At 34.5% G+C, this 24,322-nt stretch carries 18 protein-coding genes and 2 pseudogenes; 9 read left to right on the top strand and 11 right to left on the bottom strand.

The window, feature by feature from the left end; translation table 11 throughout:
- Positions 1-30 precede the first annotated feature (30 nt).
- The 5 genes from TERY_RS34330 to TERY_RS01260 all read left to right on the top strand — a co-directional run bounded on the left by TERY_RS34330 (position 31) and on the right by TERY_RS01260 (position 3,061).
- The gene (locus TERY_RS34330) at positions 31-171 is read left to right on the top strand and encodes a hypothetical protein (RefSeq protein ID WP_196797189.1); all 141 of its coding nucleotides are present in this window, start codon (positions 31-33) and stop codon (positions 169-171) included.
- The gene (locus TERY_RS32000) at positions 150-290 is read left to right on the top strand and encodes a hypothetical protein (RefSeq protein WP_155994217.1); all 141 of its coding nucleotides are present in this window, start codon (positions 150-152) and stop codon (positions 288-290) included. Before TERY_RS34330 ends, TERY_RS32000 begins: the two co-directional genes overlap by 22 nt.
- A complete protein-coding gene (locus TERY_RS34335) occupies positions 269-457 on the top strand; it encodes a hypothetical protein (RefSeq protein ID WP_196797190.1) in 189 nt (62 codons plus the stop codon). The genes TERY_RS32000 and TERY_RS34335 overlap by 22 nt, the downstream gene beginning before the upstream one ends.
- Before the next feature lie 78 nt (positions 458-535).
- Positions 536-1,753: an MFS transporter gene (locus TERY_RS01255; RefSeq protein WP_011610151.1), complete on the top strand. Its 1,218-nt coding sequence runs from the start codon at positions 536-538 to the stop codon at positions 1,751-1,753.
- Positions 1,754-2,083: 330 nt separating this feature from the next.
- The gene (locus tag TERY_RS01260; RefSeq protein WP_011610152.1) at positions 2,084-3,061 is read left to right on the top strand and encodes a sulfotransferase domain-containing protein; all 978 of its coding nucleotides are present in this window, start codon (positions 2,084-2,086) and stop codon (positions 3,059-3,061) included.
- A gap of 281 nt (positions 3,062-3,342) precedes the next feature.
- Here the strand turns inward: TERY_RS01260 and TERY_RS01265 are convergent, their stop codons facing one another.
- The 8 genes and pseudogenes from TERY_RS01265 to TERY_RS35930 all read right to left on the bottom strand — a co-directional run bounded on the left by TERY_RS01265 (position 3,343) and on the right by TERY_RS35930 (position 13,837).
- Complete coding sequence (locus TERY_RS01265; protein ID WP_011610153.1) at positions 3,343-4,863, bottom strand: GMC oxidoreductase; 1,521 nt, start codon at positions 4,861-4,863, stop codon at positions 3,343-3,345.
- 530 nt (positions 4,864-5,393) lie between these two features.
- Positions 5,394-6,008: a cytochrome c oxidase subunit 3 gene (locus tag TERY_RS01270; protein WP_011610154.1), complete on the bottom strand. Its 615-nt coding sequence runs from the start codon at positions 6,006-6,008 to the stop codon at positions 5,394-5,396.
- Between the two features lie 449 nt (positions 6,009-6,457).
- On the bottom strand, positions 6,458-8,146 hold the full coding sequence (ctaD, locus tag TERY_RS01275; RefSeq protein WP_011610155.1) for a cytochrome c oxidase subunit I: 1,689 nt from the start codon (positions 8,144-8,146) through the stop codon (positions 6,458-6,460).
- Between the two features lie 104 nt (positions 8,147-8,250).
- Positions 8,251-9,159, bottom strand: coding sequence for a cytochrome c oxidase subunit II transmembrane domain-containing protein (locus TERY_RS01280; protein ID WP_011610156.1), 909 nt, complete (start codon positions 9,157-9,159; stop codon positions 8,251-8,253).
- An 18-nt stretch (positions 9,160-9,177) separates the two neighbouring features.
- Positions 9,178-9,783 carry a DUF2231 domain-containing protein gene (locus TERY_RS01285; protein ID WP_011610157.1) on the bottom strand — a complete coding sequence of 202 codons (606 nt, stop codon included), beginning with the start codon at positions 9,781-9,783 and terminating at the stop codon, positions 9,178-9,180.
- On the bottom strand, positions 9,780-10,280 hold the full coding sequence (locus tag TERY_RS01290; protein WP_011610158.1) for a DUF2231 domain-containing protein: 501 nt from the start codon (positions 10,278-10,280) through the stop codon (positions 9,780-9,782). The genes TERY_RS01285 and TERY_RS01290 overlap by 4 nt, the downstream gene beginning before the upstream one ends.
- A 1,092-nt stretch (positions 10,281-11,372) precedes the next feature.
- Positions 11,373-12,446 carry an alpha/beta fold hydrolase gene (locus TERY_RS01295; protein ID WP_011610159.1) on the bottom strand — a complete coding sequence of 358 codons (1,074 nt, stop codon included), beginning with the start codon at positions 12,444-12,446 and terminating at the stop codon, positions 11,373-11,375.
- 176 nt (positions 12,447-12,622) lie between these two features.
- A pseudogene (locus tag TERY_RS35930) lies at positions 12,623-13,837 on the bottom strand (DUF1624 domain-containing protein).
- Between the two features lie 495 nt (positions 13,838-14,332).
- Between TERY_RS35930 and TERY_RS01305 the strand changes: the two are divergent.
- The gene (locus TERY_RS01305; RefSeq protein WP_011610160.1) at positions 14,333-15,502 is read left to right on the top strand and encodes a transaldolase; all 1,170 of its coding nucleotides are present in this window, start codon (positions 14,333-14,335) and stop codon (positions 15,500-15,502) included.
- A 1,165-nt stretch (positions 15,503-16,667) separates the two neighbouring features.
- Here the strand turns inward: TERY_RS01305 and thiO are convergent.
- On the bottom strand, positions 16,668-17,771 hold the full coding sequence (gene thiO, locus TERY_RS01310) for a glycine oxidase ThiO (protein WP_011610161.1): 1,104 nt from the start codon (positions 17,769-17,771) through the stop codon (positions 16,668-16,670).
- Between the two features lie 776 nt (positions 17,772-18,547).
- Complete coding sequence (locus TERY_RS01315; RefSeq protein ID WP_063823331.1) at positions 18,548-18,742, bottom strand: hypothetical protein; 195 nt, start codon at positions 18,740-18,742, stop codon at positions 18,548-18,550.
- A gap of 397 nt (positions 18,743-19,139) precedes the next feature.
- On the opposite strand from TERY_RS01315, the gene cimA reads away from it, so the two are divergent.
- Positions 19,140-20,744, top strand: a complete 1,605-nt coding sequence (cimA, locus tag TERY_RS01320; RefSeq protein ID WP_011610162.1) for a citramalate synthase — start codon at positions 19,140-19,142, stop codon at positions 20,742-20,744.
- Positions 20,745-20,971: 227 nt separating this feature from the next.
- On the opposite strand, the gene TERY_RS01325 is transcribed toward cimA, so the two are convergent.
- On the bottom strand, positions 20,972-21,217 hold the full coding sequence (locus TERY_RS01325) for a hypothetical protein (protein WP_044136274.1): 246 nt from the start codon (positions 21,215-21,217) through the stop codon (positions 20,972-20,974).
- A 482-nt stretch (positions 21,218-21,699) separates the two neighbouring features.
- Here TERY_RS01325 and TERY_RS01330 point away from each other — a divergent pair, with 482 nt between their 5' ends.
- Both TERY_RS01330 and TERY_RS32005 read left to right on the top strand, forming a co-directional pair.
- Positions 21,700-22,449, top strand: coding sequence for a methyltransferase domain-containing protein (locus TERY_RS01330; RefSeq protein ID WP_011610164.1), 750 nt, complete (start codon positions 21,700-21,702; stop codon positions 22,447-22,449).
- 275 nt (positions 22,450-22,724) lie between these two features.
- Positions 22,725-23,762 (top strand): annotated as a pseudogene (locus TERY_RS32005) (IS630 family transposase).
- The last annotated feature ends 560 nt before the right edge of the window (positions 23,763-24,322 follow it).

A 24,322-nucleotide genomic window follows, 5' to 3' on the forward strand; every position in this document is an offset into this window, starting at 1 on the left:
AATTTTACCCCCAAATATATCTGTTGGGTTGTGTTGGGTTTCGCCGGCTTAAGCTTACCTACGGGAGGGGGAGCTTTCAGTAAAAAGCTGGGAAGTTATGAGCGATCGCTACTTGGGAAAATTTTACCCCCAAATATATCTGTTGGCTTGTGTTGGGTTGGGCGGGCTTAAGCTTACCTACGGGAGGGGGAGCTTTCAGTAAAGAGCTGGGAAGTTATGAGCGATCGCTACTTGGGAAAATTTTACCCCCAAATATATCTGTTGGGTTGTGTTGGGTTGGGCGGGCTTAAGCTTACCTACGGGAGGGGGAGCTTTCAGTAAAGAGCTGGGAAGTTATGAGCGATCGCTACTTGGGAAAATAGCACTAAAAAATATATCTATTGAGTTTCAGCAGCTAAAGCAAACCAACAGAAACTCAAGAAAACTGAAAACCATAAAAACCATAATTATTTCTTAAGAGCAATAAAAGAAAAAATAATAACCATAAAAATTGAGAGAACTATCAAAACTAAACTTAATATGAGATAGTTTAATTATGAGTAAAAAAACAGTATCTCAAAACATAAAAAACTCCATCAAAATTTATCAAGATTCTAATTTTCAGATTATTATTGGAATCATTTCAATGGCAATTTTAGGTGGTCCTGGTATAAGCCCTCTTTTACCTTCAATAGCTAAAAATTGGAACATTTCTCCCGAACATATTGGTTGGGTAATCTCAGCATTTTTTATTCCTATTACTATAGGTACTCCAATCTCTGGAATATTAGCAGATCGTTATGGCAGAAAACAAATTTTGATACCTGCCTTAATCTTATTTGCAATTAGTGGAACCCTTTGTTCATTAGCTCCCAATTTTCAGACCTTAATAGGGCTTCGTTTTGTACAAGGAATTGGCGCAGCACCACTAGAGTCATTAACTTTAACATTAATTAGTGACTTTTATAGCGGTAAGTTGCTAACAACAGCCATGGCTTTTAAGACCATGAGTGTTGGTCTTAGTTTAGTGATTTATCCTTTAATTAGTAGTGGATTAACTACCTGGGGATGGCGGTATCCTTTCTTATTATATTTAATAGCTATTCCCTTAAGTATTTGGATTTTATTTTCTTTAAAAAATCCAGCTATACCTAAGCAAAAATCATTTAACTTAAAAAAATATTTGAGAAATATTTGGCAAAGTTTTAATAATTATCAAGTTAGGAGTTTATTAATAGTAATTATTGTAAACTTTATATTTTCATTGGGTCCTTGCTTAACTTATATACCTCTATTTGCCGATCGCCAGTTAGGAGCTTCTTATATTGTCATCGGAATTATTTTAGCCAGCAGAGGTATTTTTTTAGCATTTGCTTCATCTCAATTAGGGATATTTGCCAAGTACCTATCTGAACTGACCCTGATAAAAATTTCATTTATTATTTATTGTATTGCTTTTATAATGATTCCCACAATAAATAATATTTGGCTGTTATTTATTCCTGGCATTTTATTAGGTTTAGCTCATGGTATGTTAGTTCCCTCAACCCAATCTTTATTAGGGCAATTATCTCCCGAAAATTATCGAGCAGGTTTTATGGCAGTTACTTCATCAGCTTTATCTTTCGGGCGAACTTTAGGTCCAATTCTAGCAGGAAGTATGTTTTATATTGGGGGAATGGCAGGAGTATTTTATAGCAGTTCAATTGTGAGTTTAGTTATTTTTGTTTTTATCAGTTATCTAGTTATAAATACCCAATCCATAAAAAGTTAAAAGCAGTCAAAACAGAGCAGCTAAAAAATATTTAGGTAAGACTTATCTATAACTAAAATATATAGTACAATAATGCCAAAATAACACTAAAGCTGTTATAATATAAAGCCATAAAATGAGCTTTTAAAGTTACAAAAATTTGCCAAAAATTCTGAAATTAATCCTACTTATATATAATATATTTTAACAGTAATTCACCTCAATAAATAATGTATAAATTTATTTTTTATGTAAGTTATGATATAGTTTAAATGCTAAACAGCTAAGTTGAGGATTAAGATTATTATCTAAAACTGAAGATGTCAACAAATTCACTTATCCTGATACACTATGTCTATCAATTTATCTCAAACTTCTGAACCAAAAATGAACTGTATACCCCGTTCATTTGATGTAAATGCAATAGAAAATTTTTATACTACCACTTTTATTACGAAGAGTGGAATAGAAAATGTATTTAATCATTTTGTACCTAGGGATAGTGATATTTATGTAACAACCTATCCAAAGTCTGGTACAACTTGGACTATGTCAATACTTGAACATTTAGTAAAAAAAGTTAGTGAAAAAGGTATTTCACTAGGTTTTAGTACAGAACATTTTTGTCCTTGGTTAGATAGGGCTGCAAGTACAGAAAACTGGCGTTTAATATTTTCAAAATTTGAAAAAGCTACATCTCCACGATTTTTTAAATCCCACGCTAGTGTAGGTTTAATCAAACAACCAGCAAGAATAATTCAATGTTTAAGACATCCTCTAGATACATTTGTTTCTGCATGGCATCATGTTAGGGGAAAAGAAGAAGTTTTTAACTATAACGGATCTTGGCATCATTTCTTTTCCAAAATAGCACTAAAAGGAAAATTTGAGAGCAGTGACTGGTTTGACTATCATGAAGAATTTCTGAAAGCTTCTGAAGAAGGAAAAATTGAGGTATTATTTTTAAGGTATGAAGAAATGAAAAAAGATAATGCTATTTCAGCTATACATAAACTTGCTGAATTTATTGGGGTTGAATCATATGATGCTGAAGAAATATCAAGAGCCACAAATTTTACAAAGATGAAAGAAAAATCCAATCAGGGACATATAGAGCCAGATGGAAGCTTATCTGATATGTTGGTTTCTCAAGAAGTTGGTGATAAAAATACCCCATCTAAAGCCCATATACGCAAAGGAATTGTAGGAGATTGGAAAAATTACTTGAGCGATAGTGAACTCAACTTGTGGCAGAATTATGTACATATCAAAAAAGAAACCTGTCCCCGTGTGATAGATTTCTTTTCATTAGAGGGTTTACTTTGTTAATTTTCTAGAATTTTTGCTGCTAGCAATTATTTAATAAGGGAATTTAATTAGGGAATAGGGAATAAGTAATTGAGTAGAATAATTAGTTGCTTACTTACTATTTACTTTTCTCTGCAATGAGAGCTTACCCATGTGTAGTAGCAATTTTCGATTCGCCCTTACAAGATATGAAGCTTGGTGCGTAAGTCCTATCAAATAATAGAAAATAAAAAACCCACGCTAAAACTTGCTAACGTGGGAAAATATTATACACTCTCAAACTGATATAATTTTTACTGTTACTATAGACGCTCCTTTAAATGTTCCCCTACTCGTAAAGCATTAGCAATAATTGTTAAAGCAGGAGTTATAGCAGAACTTGATGGGAAAAAACTGCTATCTACAACATATAAATTATCTACATCGTGGGTACGACAGTTAATATCTAAAACTGATGTAGCTGGATCTTCCCCAAACTTACAAGTACCGCACTGGTTGGCAACTACTTCGATAGGAGCTTCTCCACGAGGGTAAACATTACCTCCTGATCTTGCAAAGAAAGAATTTCCAACCGCTTTGTCTACTGACTTTAATACCTCTATCCAACGATGAACTAGGCGATCGTGTGCTTCCAAGTTATTGGGAGTGTAATGGAAGAAAAGTTTGTCTCCCTTAACTTCAATGCGGTTATTAGGATCTGGTAATACCTCCGAATATGTCCACCAACCAACAGAACGTAATGCTAACCGCTTCAAACCCACCTCAGGCATTGCTTTTGCTAAAATAGACAAGATAGGTGGAGATTCAGCAAAAGTAATATCTTGAAGTAACCCACCTGTATTCTGAATGTGACCCATGGGATAAGAATAATTTTCATCTCCCCAATAAAAGTCATTTACACAAACGCTTCTGAGAAAGTTGCCAGAATTAGGTTTTGGACTAGGTTGCACTACAGCAGTCATTTGATGTTTCATCAGGTTGCGCCCAACTTGTCCAGAACTGTTTGCTAAACCATGAGGATGTTTTTCGTTAGCAGAACGTAATAACAATGCTGCTGAATTTACAGCTCCACAAGCAACTACAACAATATCCCCAAAAAATAGAAATGATCGTTCGTCAATTTCAACTTCTACTGCTTTGACAGTATTACCAGAAGAGTTGGTAAGTAAACAGACTACTTTAGCATTAGTTTTAATAGTAATGTTAGGAGAATTGAGCAGTGGTGCAATACCAAATACTTCTGAGTCTCCTGTGGGGTCTTCCTGTTCCCGAGTCAGAGTTAATGGTATGTTTTCTGGATGTAGACCTTGGCCGGCGATAGCGTTGACAACTGTTTGAATTTGTGGGTCGTGGTCAACTGCGGGATAAGGATATTCTTGACTATGATGAGGTTCATTAGAATTATTGCTTGAGTGACCATGAACTTTATAGAGTTGTTCTGCTTCAGTGTAATAAGGTTCAAAGTCCTTGTATTTGAGACACCACTCTGGAGAAATTCCTTCTTGATGTTCCACTGCCTCAAAGTCTTTTTCCCGCATCCGAATTAGGGCTGCTCCATAAATTTTTGTATTACCACCAACAGCATAATTTGTCTGAGGAGAAAATGCTTCCCCTGCATCATTATACCAATTTTCATGGGCACGGTAAAGTTCTTTCTTAAAGATATCAACATTAACTCGATTTTGGATTTCTAGAGGCATAAAATCACCTCTTTCCAGAATCAGAATTTTTTTGCCAGTGGCAGCAAGTTTATATGCTAAAGTACCACCGCCTGCTCCTGTACCGACAATAATTACATCATAATGTTGGTCGTCAATAATCATTTTTCTCTTCCTGTAGTAATTTTTTTGAGGTGTATTGAAGAAGGAGTTATACCAATTATTAAAAGCAATGCTATACTTAAGCAAGAGTTCAACTATTAAGTTATGAACATCTACTCAATAAATGTTTTGATAATAAAGATCCAGTAGAGTGTTAATTATTTTTCTGACAGTACGGATCTTGTATAGAAATTCCCTACCTACTCTCAATAAAATGTTGAAATGTTTTTGAGAAAAAGTATTCTAACATTTCATAGAAGTCAACAGAAGTCCTTCCCTCCTCAACCAGGAAAGTCATCCATTAAGATTTTATAGGGTCAAAACTTGGAAGCCACAAAATTTGAAACTATTTGTAACCTTCTTTTTTCTAATTGGTATTAGGAGCCATGAAAATTCAATTTTTAAGTAGTGGGAGCGTCTTGCTCCCGTTTTTGAGTTGCATTTTTAATTAGTTCTACTGTTGCAAACATCAAATTCCCGCAGTTGAATGCCTTTTCATCGGGGGTGAGTGAGACGCCCACACTATTAACATTTCACTGCCAAATATAGATAAGAATAAATAAAATAATCCAAATTACGTCAACAAAATGCCAAAATAAAGAAGTAGCATTAATGCCAAAGTGACTATTATCATAGTTGCCAGGAATAAAAGAACGACGTAACATAATTCCTTGTAACAAAATGCCTGTGATCACGTGCAGGCCGTGAAAACCAGTCAACAAATAGAAAGTGCCACCGAAGACCCCTGTAGTAAAGCCAAACTCTAAAGCACTCCATTCAATTCCTTGACCCACCACAAAGTAGGTTCCCATTGCCATGGTTGCCACCAAAAATATGCGAAACCAAGTTAAGTTATCCTTTTCTAGAGCTTTTTCCGCAAAGTAAATAACAAAACTACTGGAAACCAAAATCACTGTATTAATTGCAGGTTCTCTCACTTCCAGACCAGAAATACCGGGCGGTAACCAGTCAGGCATTGTGGTTTTGTAGATAATATATCCGACAAAGAAACTCAGGAAAATCACGCTTTCCGAAAGTAGGAAAACGATAAACCCAAACATACTATTGGCTTCTTCGTCGTGATGATGTTCTGCAACTCCTGAGTGCAAAGATCCATGCACTTTTTCTGAAGTTACTGCACTATTCATATGATAATTCTCCTTTAATTTACTGGTTTTATCCTCATATCCTGCTTCATCAAACTGATAAACGTCACTAGTTATGACATTTCAATGCTTATTATTGCTAGGCTCGTTCACTGTCAGTCGTATTACTTCCACAGGCAAAACGCGCTCAAACAAATTCCATTTATATCTCTTTATACTTGATACTTGCATTTAAGTCTCGGTCTACAGAGAAACCAAACTTCATGCCAGTCAAAAATCAAAAGTTTTAATGGTATAGCTTTTCAGATAGATGAACCACATCGCCGCAAGCAAAACCATTGATAGGCAACCAGTACATTCTTACTGTGACTAAATTTGAGAGGAGCAAGAATTTCCTAACTGCCCTGAGAAATGCTATATTACAGATAGATATTTTTGTTGGGTTGCGCTGTCGCTTTTAATATTGCGTAGCAAAACCCAACCCAGGACTGTTAACCATTAACTGATAACTGTGTATGACCATTAGGGTTATTAGCAGTCAAAGGTTCTGATTTCCCATAACCATAGGGTTCAGAAATAATTATAGGAAGTTCCTCAAAATTCTCCACATCTGGTGGGGAAGAAATCATCCACTCTAAACCTATTGCTCGCCAAGGGTTAGCAGGTGCTTTTTTACCTTTGATCCAGGAACTAACCATATTTAAAATGAATGGCAAAGTAGACATTCCTAACAAAAATGCTCCCAGACTTGCTAGCACATTCCATAATTCATATTGAGGTGCATAGGAAGAAACACGACGCAACATTCCTTGCAAACCTAATGGGTGCATTGGTAAAAAGTTGAGGTTAGTGCCGATGAATGACAACCAAAAATGTAATTGCCCTAAACCTTCGTAATACATTTTCCCAGTCATCTTAGGAAACCAATGATAAATGGCGGAATACATTCCCATAGTCACGGTGCCGTAGAGAACATAATGAAAATGACCGACGACAAAATATGTATTGTTAACGTGAATATCTACAGGAACGGAAGAGAGCATAATGCCAGTAATACCAGCAAACACAAACATTACTAAACCGCCTAAAGAAAACAGCATGGGAGTATTTAGTCGAATTTTTCCACCCCAAATAGTTGCTACCCAGGCAAACACTTTAATACCAGTTGGTACAGAAACGCACATAGTTGACAACATGAAAACCATCCGCATCCAAGGAGGTGTACCACTAGCATACATATGGTGTACCCAAACCAGACCACTTACTCCAGCAATGATCATGGATGAAATTACTACCACTTTGTAACCAAATAGGGGTTTACGACTATAGACTGGAAAAACTTCTGAGAAAATGCCGAATATAGGTAGGATGATAACGTAAACTGCAGGGTGGGAATAAAACCAGAAAAAGTGTTGGAATAAAACTGGGTTCCCTCCATTAGCAGGGTTAAAAAATCCTGTTCCTACTGTAATGTCAAATAATAACATTACTGCGCCTGCTGTTAGTGCTGGCAGTCCGAATAATTGAATTATTTGGGCAGCAAATACTGTCCAAACAAAAGCTGGCATTCGGAAAAAAGTCATACCTGGAGATCGCATCCTCACAATAGTTGTGACAAAGTTGACCGCTCCCATAATGGAGGAAACCCCAGAAATTGCAACCGCAAGAATCCATATTACCTGACCAGTAATTATGCTACCCGTAGGGTTTTGGATACTTACAGGAGGATATGACCACCAACCCGCTTGGGCTGGTCCACCAGGAGCAAAGAAACTAGCCATCATTAGGATACCGACTACTGGCACCATCCAGAATGCAGCAGCATTTAAACGAGGGAATGCCATATCTCGCGCTCCGATCATTATGGGTACGAGATAGTTTGCCAGACCAACTAGGGATGGAAAAGTCCACAAAAATAGCATTACTGTGCCGTGCATTGTGAACATTCCATTGTAAATGGTGCGGTCTACGAGGTCTGATTCTGGTGTCATTAGTTCCCCTCGTATCACCATGGCAAATATTCCACCGACAAGGAAAAAGAGAAAGGAGGTAACCAGGTATTGGATACCGATAACTTTATGGTCGGTGCTAAAACTGAAGTATCGTCGCCAGTTTGGTGGTTGTTCTGGTTCTGGTTTTTCTATGGCATCGCTGATGCTTTCGATTGTTATTTCTTTCATAGAAGATTCTTTTCCTTGATTACAGGCTAGGGTTCAGTAATGTTTTTTTCGTTTGAAAAGAGTGAGGATATCTGAATTCGTTTTAACTTTAGTGAGCCTTATCCCTAACTATTATGATAATTAACAATAGGAGGTGAAGCAGGTCTCACTGAAGGCCAACCTGGTTGCACAGGTGCTTCTAATTTTTGAATATATTCAGTATGTGCTTGATTTTTGGCAGGAGATAATTTATTATCCGTTACTTTTGCCAGCCAATTTTTGTAATCTTGAGCAGATTCAACAACTACATCTGCTGCCATTGTGGCAAAATAAGTACCGCTATATTGAGAATCAGTTAGACTATATTTGCCAACACGAACTGGAGTAAATTCAAAATCTATTGGATGGTTGGGAATAATATCTTGCTTCAGTCGAAACGCAGGAATATAAAACCCATGCAGCACATCTTCTGAATTTAACGCTACCCGCACACGCCGATCTACAGGTAAGTGCAGTTCGGTGCTAGTCACTCCATTTTCTGGATAACGAAATACCCAAGACCACTGTTTAGCATAGACTTGAATTTCTTCTACAGGTTCAGTTACAGGTTCTAATGGATCTGCATAAGCTGATTCCATTTCTAATGGTGTATGCAAATGCACTAATTCCATCGGTCCTTGAATAGCCATTTTTTCATAGACATTGTAGCTGTAAGCAGCAATCCAAAATACTAGAAAAATTGGTATTGCTGTCCAAACAACTTCTAAGGTAACGTTACCCTCAATATGTGGCCCATCGCTGTAATCATATTTAGCAGCACGTTGGAAAAGAATTGAATACATTATAGTTCCAGTGACACCCAGAAATATGAAACTACCAAGAGTGACCAGAAAACTAAATAACTCATCAATTAACATAGATTCTGCTGCTGCTTGAGGAGGCAACCATGAGTAGGAGAGTTGCCCGATCCAAATACTAATAGCAGCTAACAAGAGAGCGATCGCCCCCAAGGTTAAAATAGTGCGGGTTTTCATATCAATATCCTACTAAGATTATTTCAGGACAATATTAGGATCTTTGCCTAGTTCTAACAAGGCATCAGCAGTATTATGTACTCCAAACTCTGCTGCTAACTGTGCGCCCAAAGTACCATGAACGTACATAACAAAAAGGATTACTAAACCTACTGCTAAATAACTCCATTGTACTTGTAGGAGTTTATCCTGAGACCAAATATAACGTTGAAATCCCCTCCAAATCGTCATACCTATAATCATTGCTAATAGCAACACACCGCCAATGCCATGCCATAACATTGTATCCATTGCTCCTAAACCCCATACACTTTTAAGTTCAGGAGATGGTGTCGCTAGCATGATTTCATAAAATCCTGCTGCTACGGTGAAAAATGTGATAATTGATGAAGCTAACATATTGTACCAACCTACATCAAAAAAGTTGGAACGAGTAGCAGATATCGCTAAAACTTTCAGGACTGGTTTTTGTAGAGGGAACAATATGCCAACAATATCAAAAGCAATTCCCATAATAAACAGACCTAGAGTCAGATGAACTAAGTTTGGATGAATTGGGATAGCGTAAGGAAGCCCATTTGCCCCAACTTGGGCAGTCAAACTATCTATTAATTCTAGGTTCATTGTAAAATTCCCTCCTTTATTGCTTCCACTACTGGCACTGTGTGTAGTCCATAAACCCAAACTAATTCATCTCCCAAGTAAACTTGAAGGCAGACTATTCCTACTAGTACTAATCCTAGTCCTAGATATGGCATCGGTAATTTTTCTGTGTTATTAGAACGAATCACATAACGCCAAGCAGTGAGAGCCGCGATAATTCCTGAGAGAGACCAACCAATTAATGTATGTAAGTTTAAGATAGGTTCAACCGCTTCGTAGGGTTGTGCCAGACCAGCTTCAAACTGACCAAATATTATGGCAATAAAAATAGAAATGGTGGCGAAAAACATGTTCCACCAGCTAACTTCATATAAACGGAAATTACGAGTGAAATAACCAATAATGTCACATAGTAACGCAAATAATACCATCGCAATTACGAAGTGGACAACGATGGGATGTATTGTATCTGGATAGGGTAAATTATGTTCGTTTAAAGGTGGTAGATACTCCCACATAGTCTTCTCCTTAAGTAGATATAGATATGCGTGAAAAAAAATTAAACTTTACGAGTTGTTTCAGATAAATATTTTCATCAACTCTTGCTCATAACGTTCTAATTGCAATTTAAAAAAAATATCTATTTTTAACCGTATCAATACTCACAATTTTCTAAGAAAAATATTCCATTTTTTTTTGATAAAAGTTGAGAATTTATGTCTTTAAGGCGACTGAGTTTTTTGAATATTTTATGGTTTGCCAAGTTGCAACTAAACTATTTTCCCCCATGAAAATGGGTTTTGCTGTATACAACGTTGCTGTAGGATAGATATAGCTGGAGCACTTTCTCAGAATTTCATGATTGTGCAGCAAAACGCAAATTACTTCCACGGGAGGGGAGAGCAAATGTTTATTTGATAACTTTTAGGTTTACCATTCTCTATCGTGAGGTTTAGTATGGGGTATTAAATGAATAATTTCACTGCAAGATTTGTCAAACAATTGTTTTCTCAACTTCCCCCTAAATAAAGCGAAGAAGTCTGTCAATTGTAGTTTATGATAGAGAACTATATGGTAGCCACTTTGACTCTTCTGCATATTCCCTCCACAGATGCCAATGGGTCTCAGGTTTTCACCTGTTAAATCGGGAATCACTCTACAGTTGCCATATTGTCATTTACCCCCATTTGTTGGTGGAGGAATTATTGTTTTACTAGTTGTTTAATTAAAATTAAAGACTTCTCTATAATACTGTCACTAAATTTACAGAAAAATTTAAATTTATTGGTAAGAAAAGTATTGGTATTGAAAACTTTTTTTTAGCTGTATCAATTTAGTAGGATTAGTTTTAATGAAGAGATAAAATTCATAAAACCTAAAAAAAATTCATACATATAAAAGTATTCTATCAACAAAATTTAAGAAGAAACTTACTAAAGGATGCAAAAGTAATATTCCTCTAGGGCGTTACTAAAATAACCTGTGGAACTAGTAGGCGAGTAAGTGTTAATAGTAAAAAAAAGGTCCTTTAACTACTAACGACTAACTACTAACTACTAAATTAAGAACTATCAGGAATTAGGAATATTACCTAACTCCTGAGGATAAAATTAGACAGCAACTTCAGTCCTTGATGTTACTGTTTCATTTTGTTTAATCCATTCAAAAACTCGATTCCATGCCCACCAAATATCAGGATCTTGGGCAAGCTTTTGACATGATTTGTTGCTAATATGAGCTACATGACCACCGTAACGAGTTAAAATCAAATCAATAGCAGAATTATTTTGACAAATAGTTTTTAATTCTGGCACAATTGTTGGGTCAAATAGTGGATCATCTTCCGCATAAATAATCAATGTTTTTTTCTGAAGATGAGGCAAAAAATATAAAGGACTTGTTGCTTTATAATAAGCTTCTACTGATGAGAATCCTAAGCTTTTGATAATAAATTCTGCATCAAATTTCCAGATAGAGTTAGCCCGTTCTATTGCCTCTATATCTATAAAATCTGGATGATAATCGTGAATTAACCAAGCTAATTTTTTGAGGTTTTTAGTAATTCCTTTATCTAAGCGTTTTCCTAGAGGAAAACTATTTAAATAAGAGAGAGAACGTTGAGCTTCTAGACTGGGACAAATAACTGCACAACCACCAATATCTGTTTCTGCTAATCCTAATTCTGGAGCCAGACTTTCTGCTACTTTAGCACCCCAAAGTGTTAGTTGTCCTCCCAAAGAATATCCAGTAAACCAAAAATTAGGTGGACAACCCATTGCTTTTGCTTGAGCAGCAATATGAACAAAATCTTGCCCTTCATAAATACCGTCTGAAGTTAGAGTTGGTGATAGTAATGCTGTCTTACCGTGGGCACGCCAATCAAATAAAACAACGGCATAACCTTGAGCATAGGCTTTTCGTCCCAATAGCTTTAAGAACCATTGATTATCTAAATCTCCTGTAATTCCATAAGTCCCAATAATTGTACCTTTTGGGTTTTCTGGGATAGCCATCCACCCAAAAATTGGTACATCATTTGCACCAATAAAAATTATATCTTGGTAAGAAAGCTTAGAAAATTTAATAGTCTCTTCCCAAAAACGGGGTATCCAAAACGTTGCATAGAGAGTCATTGCTAAACCGTTTTTTAAGAACCACGGAGGGGAATAAGAAGGATTACCCATAGATGAATCTTAATCTCATAAAACTTAAATTTGTTAATCTGAAAGTATATCAGTATGGTAATCAAATTACAGTAGATTCTAAGTATATAAAGTGTAAATCTTAAAAAAGATGTCTACCGATCAGGCCTGGTTTAAATAAACCTTTGTTGAGTAGGCCTATTGCTGGGGATAACTCTTTACAAGTAATTTAACCACCACTTACCTCGGTGCTTTTTCTTATACTTAGCAAACCTCTCACAAATAATATATAAGATAACAGTCATTAACAACCAAATTAGATAAACAATTGGTAAATCATACCCAAATGCTTTAGGTTTCCAACTAATGCCTAATTGGGAGAAAGTAAAAGGTGTTATACCATATCTAGACAAAGCAAATAAAATAGCAGTTATATGAATTAACCAAAAGTGGATGACATAGAAAAATAATGGTTGCTGACCTAAGATAATTAATGGCTTAAAATAACGTATTTCTGATTTTTCTAAAAAATAAAGTAATAGAATTGCCAAACCAAGTGTTATTAATAAATATAGCAAAGAAGGTGGATATTTATGACAGTTTATAAAGGATAGTAAGGTATAAAAAAATCTAGACTGAATTAACCAAGGATTGGGGTCACCATAACTATTAATTACTCGAATAATAATAAAAGTAACAATCATACTTAAACTTATTTTTCTTAATAGCTGAAGTCGCCGATTTTTTTCAATTTCTAACAGTGTTCCAAAAGCATAACCTACTGCCATGACTCCGATCCAAGGAATCAGAGGGTAAAGGATAAATAAGCGAAACCCGGAAGTTAGTTCCAGAATTTTCCTTTCGTGAAGTATTGCCCAAACCCAACCAATATTTCCTAGTTGTTCTGCTTGTACATGATCGAAAAAATTATGTCCGACTATCATCAAAATTCCGATCGCTGCAATTGTACGAGTAGGAAGATAAATTACTGCTGCCAAGAAAACCATCGACTAACCGATCGCCCATAAGACTCCGGCCACAAAAAAATTGTCCCTCAGGTTAAAACTCCAGCTAAAAGTTACTACTGTTAAATCTAGGAACACTAACCACAGTCCTCGGAGCAACAAAAACCGACAAAGTTTTGGCTTGCTTTTGCCACGTTTGAGAGAAAGATAAGCTCCTATTCCTGCTAGAAAAATAAATGTAGGGGCGCAAATATGAGTCACCCACCGGGTTAGAAATAAAGGAATGTTTGACTGGGTAAGATCTAAGGGGTTAAAGTCAGCATTAGAGAAAAAAAATCGTACATGATCTAAGGTCATCAACACCATCACGACTCCAGGCAAAATGTCAATTGATATTACTCGTGGAATGGGACTTTGATTTTGATTTTTAGATCCCAAGATGAATTGGTTTGTATTAGGTGTTTCCATTAGCTTAAGTGTTATTCAAATTAGAACAGGTAAAAAAACAAAGTGGTCATAAGGAAGCCAAACAAATAGACCTCTCCAAAATACTGATTTTGGAAAAGTCCGATAAAGGTTTCAGAGCCTTTTGATGTCGAGCTCTAATATTAACGGATGTAAACCAATAGCCTGAATACATAGATAGTGTATGTTAGAACACAGAAACATCTAAGATATCATATTAACTTTATATTTAAAAGTTCAACGAAAATTCAATATGCCAATGTGCCATTATTTCATCCTGTTCACATAGCATATGCTTATAATTGTCACAATATTTTCATACTCCCCAGAGCTCCAAATTATATAATAGTTATTTATATAATGTATTCAACCAGATTTGATCTTAAAAGGTGGGGCGAGGCACCCCAATGATTTTGATCAAGTTTTACATAAGTTTTATGAAGTGACAGTTATCAACTAAAATCTAAATAAGCAACTTATTCTAAAAAGGAGAAACAAATGGCTAAAAATTTGCTAGAACAACTACGAAAAGTAACCATTGTAGTTGCTGATACAGGCGATATTCAAGCAATTGAAAAATTTCAGCCACGGGATGCAACTACTAATCCCTCATTAATTACTGCTGCTGCTCAGATGCCACAATATCAAGAAATTGTGGATGAAACTTTGAAAACAGCAAGGCAAGAATTGGGAACAGATGCAACCGCTTCTGATGTGGCAAATTTAGCATTTAAGAGATTGGCAGTTGCTTTTGGACTCAAGATTTTACAAATTGTTCCTGGGCGGGTATCCACAGAGGTTGATGCAAGACTATCCTATGATACAGAGGCAACAATAGCTCAAGGAAGAGATTTAATTGCTCAATATGAAGAGGCTGGGGTTTCACGTGATCGTATCTTGATTAAGATTGCTTCTACTTGGGAAGGGATCAAAGCAGCAGAAGTGCTGGAAAAAGAAGGTATTCACTGCAACTTAACTCTACTGTTTGGTTTGCATCAGGCTATCGCTTGTGCTGAAGCTGGTGCGACTTTAATTTCTCCTTTTGTGGGAAGAATTTTAGACTGGTACAAAAAAGAAACTGGACGAGATTCTTATCCCCCAGCAGAAGACCCTGGTGTCTTATCTGTAACTAAGGTCTACAACTACTACAAAAAGTTTGGTTACAAGACCGAAGTTATGGGAGCTAGCTTCCGTAATACAGGAGAAATTACGGAATTAGCGGGTTGTGATTTATTGACTATTTCACCAGGGCTATTGGGTGAGTTAGAGTCAACAATAGGTGAGTTACCTACTAAACTTTCTGATGAGAAAGCTGCTCAGTCTGATGCAGAAAAAATTCTCATGGATAAAGAAACTTTTGATCAGATGCACGCTGAAGATCGGATGGCATCTCAAAAGTTAGATGAAGGTATTAAAGGTTTTTCCAAAGCATTAGAATCATTGGAAAAACTATTAGCAGAGCGGTTGACTCGCCTAGAAGGAGTCACCCATGCAGCAGAAGATATTTTCTATATCTATGACCTAGATGGTGATGGTTTTATTACTCGCGAAGAGTGGGCAGGAAGTGATGCTGTATTTGATGCTCTCGATATCAATAAAGATGGAAAAATTTCTCCAGCAGAAATGGCATCTGGTTTGGGAGCAGTGTTTGAATTAGCTAAGGTTTAGTTCTTAATTAGCTATCAGCTTTTAGCCATTTAGGATTCCAAGTGTTCAATGGTTGACAGCGGTTTTAATGTAGCTAGACCACAGCAGGGAGCCATGGAGCGTCCCAGAGCGGGTGAGCATTTTTTTTTAATGTTCGCAAGCTGAAAACTCTTACAGCAGTTTTCAAATTATTGAAAGACGACCGTTTCAAGATAAAATATAGCAATTCCTATATTAGTGAGGTACGATTTTGTGCCTCATTATTTATGGGAATTGTTATAGAATAAGATGAGTTGTAATCATCTCCCTTTGAAAAATAGAGTTTCACTCTGTGTAATTTCTCAATTGAATAAACTCTATATCCAAAAGTAAAATAACTCTAATAGATATCTCCAAAATTTAAAATTAGAGAAAGTTAGGCTTAGTTAGACTAAATAATTTGCTAGTTTATATTAATATAAATTCTCAAAAATTGAGATAGAAAATAATCAGAAAAAGTAGAATAAATATTTATATTAGTAACACAAAGTATCTCTGAGTATCTCTGATACTTATAAAACCTTACAACTTAACTATCTTGATTAGTGGCGATCGCTCGACTCAAGATAGTTAGGATAGTCGTTTGAGTACTTTTGGAGATGTCTAATTATAATCATTATTCATACCAACAGAAATAAACTTTTTAGTTATAAACTAGGGTCAGAAAACTATAAAAACCATTGACTGGCTTTGTTTTGTTTCTGTTTATTTTCCTATTTTTTTCCCATTTTTATTTCCATCGTTAAACATAAAATAGAAGTTAAACACATACATAAAAAACCATTGACTGGCTTTGTTTTGTTTCTGTTTATTTTCCTATTTTTTCCCCATTTTTATTTCCATCGTTAAACCTAAAATAGAAGTTAAACACATACATAATTGAAATAATTTAATCAGGTTATCTAATTTATTTTATATGCGATCGCGATAACATATATCTATTGAGCAAGAGTTATAGAAATGAATTATTCCCGAATTTTGTAGTAGTCACTTGTATATATATTTCCTCATGAATAATTAAACTTTTATCTATCCTGTACATGAGCAATAATCTACACAATTCCCTATAAGTTAATTGACTAATTTTTAAGTATTTTGCTCAAATAAATTGAATATTCTAAATCAAAGGTTATTTTATATTAATTCCTCAAACTTGACTTCCGACTTCCATAAACCGAGAATAATTAAAAGCTGTCAATAAGGAGTTAGATTGATTATTCCAAATTAAATCAGCTATCAACATTCCTGTTACAGGTGCTAATAAAATTCCATTTCGATAATGCCCAGTTGCTAAAGTCAAATTATCATAATTACTTTTTCCTAATATCGGCATTTCATCAGGAGTATTAGGACGAAAACCCCACCAAAATTCTAAGATTTCGTAATCCCTTAACACTGGATATAATCTAATTGCATTTCCTAATAATTGTTGAATTCCTACCGGAGTATTTCCATCAACAAATCCGATATTTTCACAAGTTGCACCAATAATTATTCTGCCATCTTTGCGGGGTACAATATAACAGTGACTTCCATATATAACTTGTTGCAAAGATAGATTTTCTCTACTTACATATGAGGGCACTTTTAATGATAACATTTGCCCTTTTGTCGGAAAAATGGGAATTGGTAATAACTCCTGCGACCATGCACCTGTAGCTAAGACATAATGTTCTGCTTCTATTTCACCTATTGATGTTTTGAGACTTTTAATTTTTCCTTTTTTCCGAATTATTTCTGTCACAATTCCTGATTGAATTTCAACTTTCAATTCTTTAGCTGCTGCTATAATTGATTGGTATAAATAACGATTATCTACTTGCCCATCTTGAGGGTAAAACCAGCCCCCAATTACTTCAGGACTTAATCCTGGTTGATATTGATGGATTGCTACTTGATTTAGCCATTGATAATTCAGGCTTGGTAAAGCATAATTTTCTCTATCTTTTAGAGCATAAACTGGGGATAAAATTCCACAAGACCAATAACCAGTTTCTAAACCACTAATTGATTCTATTTTTTGTACCCATTCTGGATATAATGTTCGACTTTTTAAACATAAATCTAACATTTTTCCAGGGGGAATAGCTTCAGCTTGGGGGGCTAACATTCCGGCAGCAGCATTTGTGGCAATTTGCTGAAAATCTCGGCTAATAACTGTTACTTTAGCTCCGCGTAACTTTAGTTCTATTGCTATTGATATACCGATAATACCGCCACCAATAATGATGATTTTGTTTGATTGACTCATAAGGGTAAACTCAGGACTTTTTTACACTAATTAACTGATACTTTTACGAATAATTGTATAGATAATTATCAAGAAAAGTTAGAATTAATACCATTTCTTAACAAATTTTTAACCTGTATATTCTGTCGCAAACTGTCAATATTTAGGGACTTTTTTTGCCATTTTATCTCTAATAGTAATTAACATTAATTTAGTATTCATCGTGCAAAAAGGAAAAAAATATAAGTCAACTATTTAATAACTGAAGTCATACCTAAGCCTAGTCTAATTTTCTAGAAATTGGGATAAATTAAAATGAAATAGCATAGATTTTTTAGACTAATTTACTGATACTTTAAAAATCATTGTAGATATATTAATTAGGAATAATAAATACTTATTTATACTATAAATTTTAAATATTTTTTATCTCTTTATTTTATCTCTTTATTTTATTTTTATTAGACCAGATATTGGGGATTATTTTTATTTAAATATATTTAATCTATCTTGATCAAGATAATTGGTTTGCACAACTCAAACTTGGAATTTTAAATATTTTTTAAGGGGGTGTTTAAATCCTCGTTGTACTCATTTTCTAAAGTTAGATTACTATAAGTTTAACTCTTGGCTTTGAAGACATGATAGATTACTTTGGCAAGTGAATTTTTAAGTTTATAAAATACGTATTACGAAAACAAACTATGATTTTGTTAACCTGTCTAGAGTCCAAAACATCTCAAAACACTTGCCCCAAAAGCCACTATATTTAGTATTCTTGATATCTCCTAAAACTTTCACTTAAAAGGATAATTTTTTCTGATAATTAGGAGAATAGGGAGGCGAAGAAAATTTAGTTTTTTCTCGAATTTCTTTCCTTGAGAAACTTCTTCTTCTATTTCCATAGCGCAAGTGGCACAAGTACCAATACTAGGAAAGTTAATAATTGAGGCATTGCCATTATAAACACCAACATTATTTTTGATCAACATAGATGGTGGATTTGCACCAGAATTACAAATTATAATTTTATTCTGAAGTCTAAATTATAACCATAACAAATTACTTACTATATTGAATAATATTAATTATATATTAACAGCTAAAAATTTACATAATAAAGTAAGCTGGGCAAATATAGCAATTCAATCAAAGGGTTGTAACAATTCAAAAACTAGAAATAAACTCTGAAACTCTTACCCATTACTCCTGTGGACAATGTAAAAAGAGAATTCCTATAGTGATTCCCTGATGTTCTTGGTAAGCATAATGTGATAAAGTTTAAATTAACTTTAAAAATTTTTTCTGTCGCAACTATAACTTGCTTAAAACCAGATTATATGATATAATAGATTATTACCTAAGCTCTGAAATCTACCATCAACTACCATGAACAAAATCTGGATTTACGATACAACTCTGCGGGACGGTGCCCAACGAGAAGGATTATCCCTATCCTTAGAAGATAAATTACGTATTGTCCACCAGCTCGACAGTTTAGGGATTCCCTTTATCGAAGGCGGTTGGCCTGGAGCCAATCCTAAAGATGTACAATTTTTTTGGCATCTCAAAGAGCAACCCCTAACTCAAGCAGAAGTCGTAGCATTTTGTTCCACCCGACGTCCTGGAAAACAAGCAGCATCAGATCCTACTCTCCAACCTATCTTGTCTGCGGGTACACGGTGGGTAACAATTTTTGGTAAATCTTGGGACTTGCACGTTACTGAAGGGTTAAAAACTACTCTTGAAGAAAATTTAGAGATGATTTCAGATACAATTTCCTATCTGTGTAGTCAAGGTTGTCAGGTTATTTACGATGCTGAACATTGGTTTGATGGTTACAAACATAACCCCAATTATGCTTTACAAACTTTAACTGCTGCCAAAAATGCAGGGGCTCAATGGTTAGTTCTATGCGACACGAATGGAGGAACCCTACCACACGAAGCTACTCAAATAGTAGCAGATGTTTCTAGAGAGTTACCTAATACTAGATTAGGTATTCACACTCATAATGATTCTGGTACTGCTGTGGCTAATGCCTTGTCTGCAGTGATCGAAGGAGTACAGATGGTGCAGGGAACTATTAATGGTTATGGGGAGCGTTGTGGTAATGCTAATCTCTGTACTTTAATTCCTAATTTACAAATTAAGTTGGGTTATGATTGTATTCAATCACAAAAACTGGAAAAACTGACTCAGGTCAGTCGAGGTATTAGTGAAATAGTTAATCTTGCTCCTGACGACCATGCACCATTTGTAGGTTTATCAGCTTTTGCTCATAAGGGTGGTATTCATGTGTCTGCGGTGGAACGTAACCCTCTAACTTATGAACATATTCAACCCCAAGAAGTAGGTAATACTCGTCGTATTGTGATTTCTGACCAAGCAGGTTTGAGTAATGTGTTAGCAAAGGCAAAAAGTTTTGGCATAGAACTAGATCGCCAAAACCCAGCTTGTCGAAAAATTTTGGATAAGTTAAAAGAGTTGGAAAATCAGGGGTATCAATTTGAGGCAGCGGAGGCCAGTTTTGAGTTATTAATGCGAAGTGCTTTGGAGCGAAGGCAGCATTTTTTTGAGATTAAAGGTTTCCAGGTACATTTAGATAAGGAGAGTGCTAAGGTTTCTAATTCTCTGGCAACGGTGAAGGTTGCTGTTGATGGTAGGGATATTCTCGAAGCTGCTGAAGGAAATGGTCCGGTTTCTGCTTTGGATACTGCTTTACGGAAGGCTTTAGGAAATTTTTATCCAGCGATCGCTAATTTTTACTTGACAGACTATAAGGTGAGAATTTTGGATAGTGGAGCGGGTACTTCTGCTAAGACTAGGGTGTTAATTGAGTCGAGTAATGGTCAACAACGGTGGACTACTGTGGGAGTTTCTACTAATATTTTGGATGCTTCTTATCTCGCTGTTATTGAAGGTTTGGAGTATGGTTTGATGTTGGAAAGTCAGTCTCAAGAAAATGCGGTCAGTGTAGTGATCGTAAACTGAGTCTGCGGACTTTAACTTTTAACTTATTTATAAGTCTTGAAGTTTCCATTGTTATTCACTGCAATGGAATTCTTTTGTGTTGAGCTTTCACTATCCTAGTCAATAGTCAAAATGTTCTAATATAAATAATGGTATTATACATCGAAATTTATGTTATTAATGTATCATCACTAGAGCAGAGTAATGATTGATGACGAGTTACGGCTAAGTTTAAAGTCTAGGCTTCCCTAAGTCATGGCTTTTGAATTTATAAATTCTAGGAAACTCACATACATTTCTTCTTTGTTTGGACTAAGTGAGCTAAAGTTTTCTCTTGCTACTTGGCAGGTAGGTAGTTCTAAATTGTCTGAGCCTAAAACCTCTTGAGCAACATATAAAAAATTATAATTTCGTTTTAACCACTCCCACTCATTCAGGGAGCCACAATTAATCATTGCAGTAGCATCAAGAATTATTCGGTTAGCTGATAGCATAAGCCTCAGTTTATTGAAAACGCGCCCGTAACTCTTCAACTTTACTATACAAAAATTCTGTTGCTTTTTATTCTGAGATTTTTTCAGGTCAAGACTTGGTAAAATAAGTTGTTGATTAAATTATTTTTATGGATAATATTCCCCCTTTTATACCAATTAAAAACAGTTTTTCTATACTTCAAAGCTAGCAAAAACAACTTTTTTTCCGAACTGAAGTAACCCAAATATTCAGTATTGGAGCCAACAAATAATCTTTATAAATATCAAATGTGAGTATAGAACAGTTGATAATAATTAGTATTAGATTTAGTTGAATTTTTCAGAAGAAAATGATTATTTTGTTTTGAGAATTTGCTTTAATTTTATGATTTTTTTTTGCCTATAGTCAATAAAAACTATAGTGTTATATAATTTAATCATTGAAGCCATATCTTTATTATTGATAATTATTTGTAAATATCCCTTAAAATATCCCTTAACTTATGATAAGTAACCATAGCAAAAACCATTACCAAAATATCGCCAATATTTACGATAATCTCTGGTCATACTCTCCTGATTACATTAAATTTACCACTCAAAAAATTATCCAATATCTACACCTAAATGCCACAGACACTTTAGTGGATATTGGCTGTGGAACAGGAATTTATAGCAAAGAAATTCTCCATCAAATTCAATTACAGCAACCGATTATTTGCGTTGATAATTCTGCTGAAATGGTAGGAAAAATTCCAGCAAATAGTCGATTAAACCCCATAGAAATGGATGGAGTAAAATTCTCTCAAAAACTAGGAATTTATAACAAAATTTTATTGAAAGAAGCTATCCATCATATAAAAGAAAAATTTATTCTATTCCAGAATTTGTACCAAAGATTAACTCCTGGAGGAATTTTTCTATTATTGTTATGGCCACCTACTATTGAGCATCCTTTATTTACGGAAGCACTAGAGTCTTATGAAAAAAAACAACCTCATTATCAAGAAATGATTAATTTACTTCAGCAAGTAGGTTTTGTTGTTGATATGGATATTATTGAGTATCCTTTAGAATTGCCAAAAAGTCAGTATTTCGAAATGGTAGAAAATTGTTATATGTCTTTGCTTTCTGAATTTAATGATGCTGAATTGGCAGAAGGTTTAAAGGAAATAGAAGAGAAATATCAGGATAAGTCAGTATTGAAATTTAGCGATCGCATGGTTTTTATCATAGCAACTAAGTCTAAGTAAATACAGCAGCTCCAGTGATTAATGTGTTACAACTGACGGAATCAATATTTTTTTCCTTGTTCCTATAATATGCATTTTTATTATTTCCTATTTTAATAACTTTTATACTAACATTTTAATATGAGGAATCTTTCAATATGGGAAAAAAAAGTGCAAAAATAGTTCCTTGACTGTAGTTTTTTTTGGAACTGATAATTATCTGTTGATATAGCAATCCCATATTGGTCGCAACAGATATAATAGTAAGAATAACAGATCTAAGAAAAAGACAAAAAATGAATATTATAGATAAACTAAATGATTTTATTAATCAAACAAAAGAGTCTAAAGAAATTAAAAGGGCCTTGGCCGTAAAAATGACCTTGTCAGGAAAATCCTACCATGAAGTCAAAGAATTATTAAATGTTTCTCACAGTTTTATTAGTGAATGGAAAAACCAAGCATTATTTCATGGTGTAGAAAGTTTAAGGCTTCAGTATCAAGGGAGACAAGGTTACTTAAAAACGGTCGAAAAAGAGAAAACAATTGAGTGGTTGAGAGCACAAGATTATCTTAGGTTATCAGATTTAAAAAACTACTTACAGGAGCAATATGATGTGGTTTTTGAGTCTAATCAAAGTTACTATAACTTGTTTAAATAAGCGGGCATAAGTTGGAAAAAAACTCAAAAAAAGAATCCTGCTAAAAATGATGAATTAGTAGAAGTTACAAGAAAAGAAATAGAGGAATTTTTAGCTAAATGGCAACCAGAAATAGAAACTGGAAAGCTTACAGTGTTTATGATTGATGAATGTCATATTCTATGGGGAGACATATTAGGTTATGCTTGGGGAAAAACAGATGAAAGAATAGAAATTGCAATTAAAAATGAAAAAGAAAGACAGACTTATTATGGAGCTTTAGACTATAAAACCAAGGAATTTCTTGTGCAAGAATATGAGAGTGGAAATACTAAAAATACTATTGAATTTATTAAATATTTGCAGAAGCAAAGACCGGGCAACAAATTGGCAATATTTTGGGATGGGGCAACTTACCATAACTCTCAAGAATTTCGAGAATATTTAATGACAATTAATCAATACTTATCAGAAGAAGAATTGTTGATAAATTGTACAAGATTTGCTCCCAATGCTCCGGAGCAAAATCCTGTTGAAGATATTTGGTTACAAACCAAAAATTTCAGTATTACTTTTTATCATCTTTGCAGTTCTTTTAAAGTAGTTAAGTGGCTATTTAAGTTTTTTGCGGATGGTCAAATATTCAATTTCCCAAAACTTTTTCAGTATGAAATTTTGCCGCAACCTACTTAGGATTGCTATAGTTATTTAAATACGATAATTTATTCAATTTTTACATTCACAGCCAAACATTCTAAAAGAGTAGCACGAGCATAAAAAAAATCGTTTTTTAACAAGTATAGTGATTTGAAAAATGATATAAAACTAGTATAATTATATCATAAATTTATATTAGCAAATAAAATTATTCAGGATCGGGATGGCAAAAATCATATACATATAAAAATACTAAAATTTTAACAACAGCAATATCTAGTTCAGGTTATGAATTAGGAAGAGTAACTAGATGTGCTTTGTATATTTTTGCTAGACTTGGGAACTTTTTTCGCAAATATTCCGCAACAAAATTAGTCATTTTCCCATATCAAGGTTTTTGGATCGACATTTCAATAGTTTTTCCTTCTCATAATTCTAAGTAGCGATCGCCGAGAATGCCTGTATAAATCATCATATAATCTTGTATTAACCATTTAGTTAAAATAATCATATTGTGTTTATGAGTAATTTAAGCCTGTGGCCAACAAGTAAATAATCTATCAGGTGAAAACATAGAATTAAAATTAAATTCTGAG

This window comes from Trichodesmium erythraeum IMS101, from assembly GCF_000014265.1.
Taxonomy (GTDB): Bacteria; Cyanobacteriota; Cyanobacteriia; order Cyanobacteriales; family Microcoleaceae; genus Trichodesmium; species Trichodesmium erythraeum.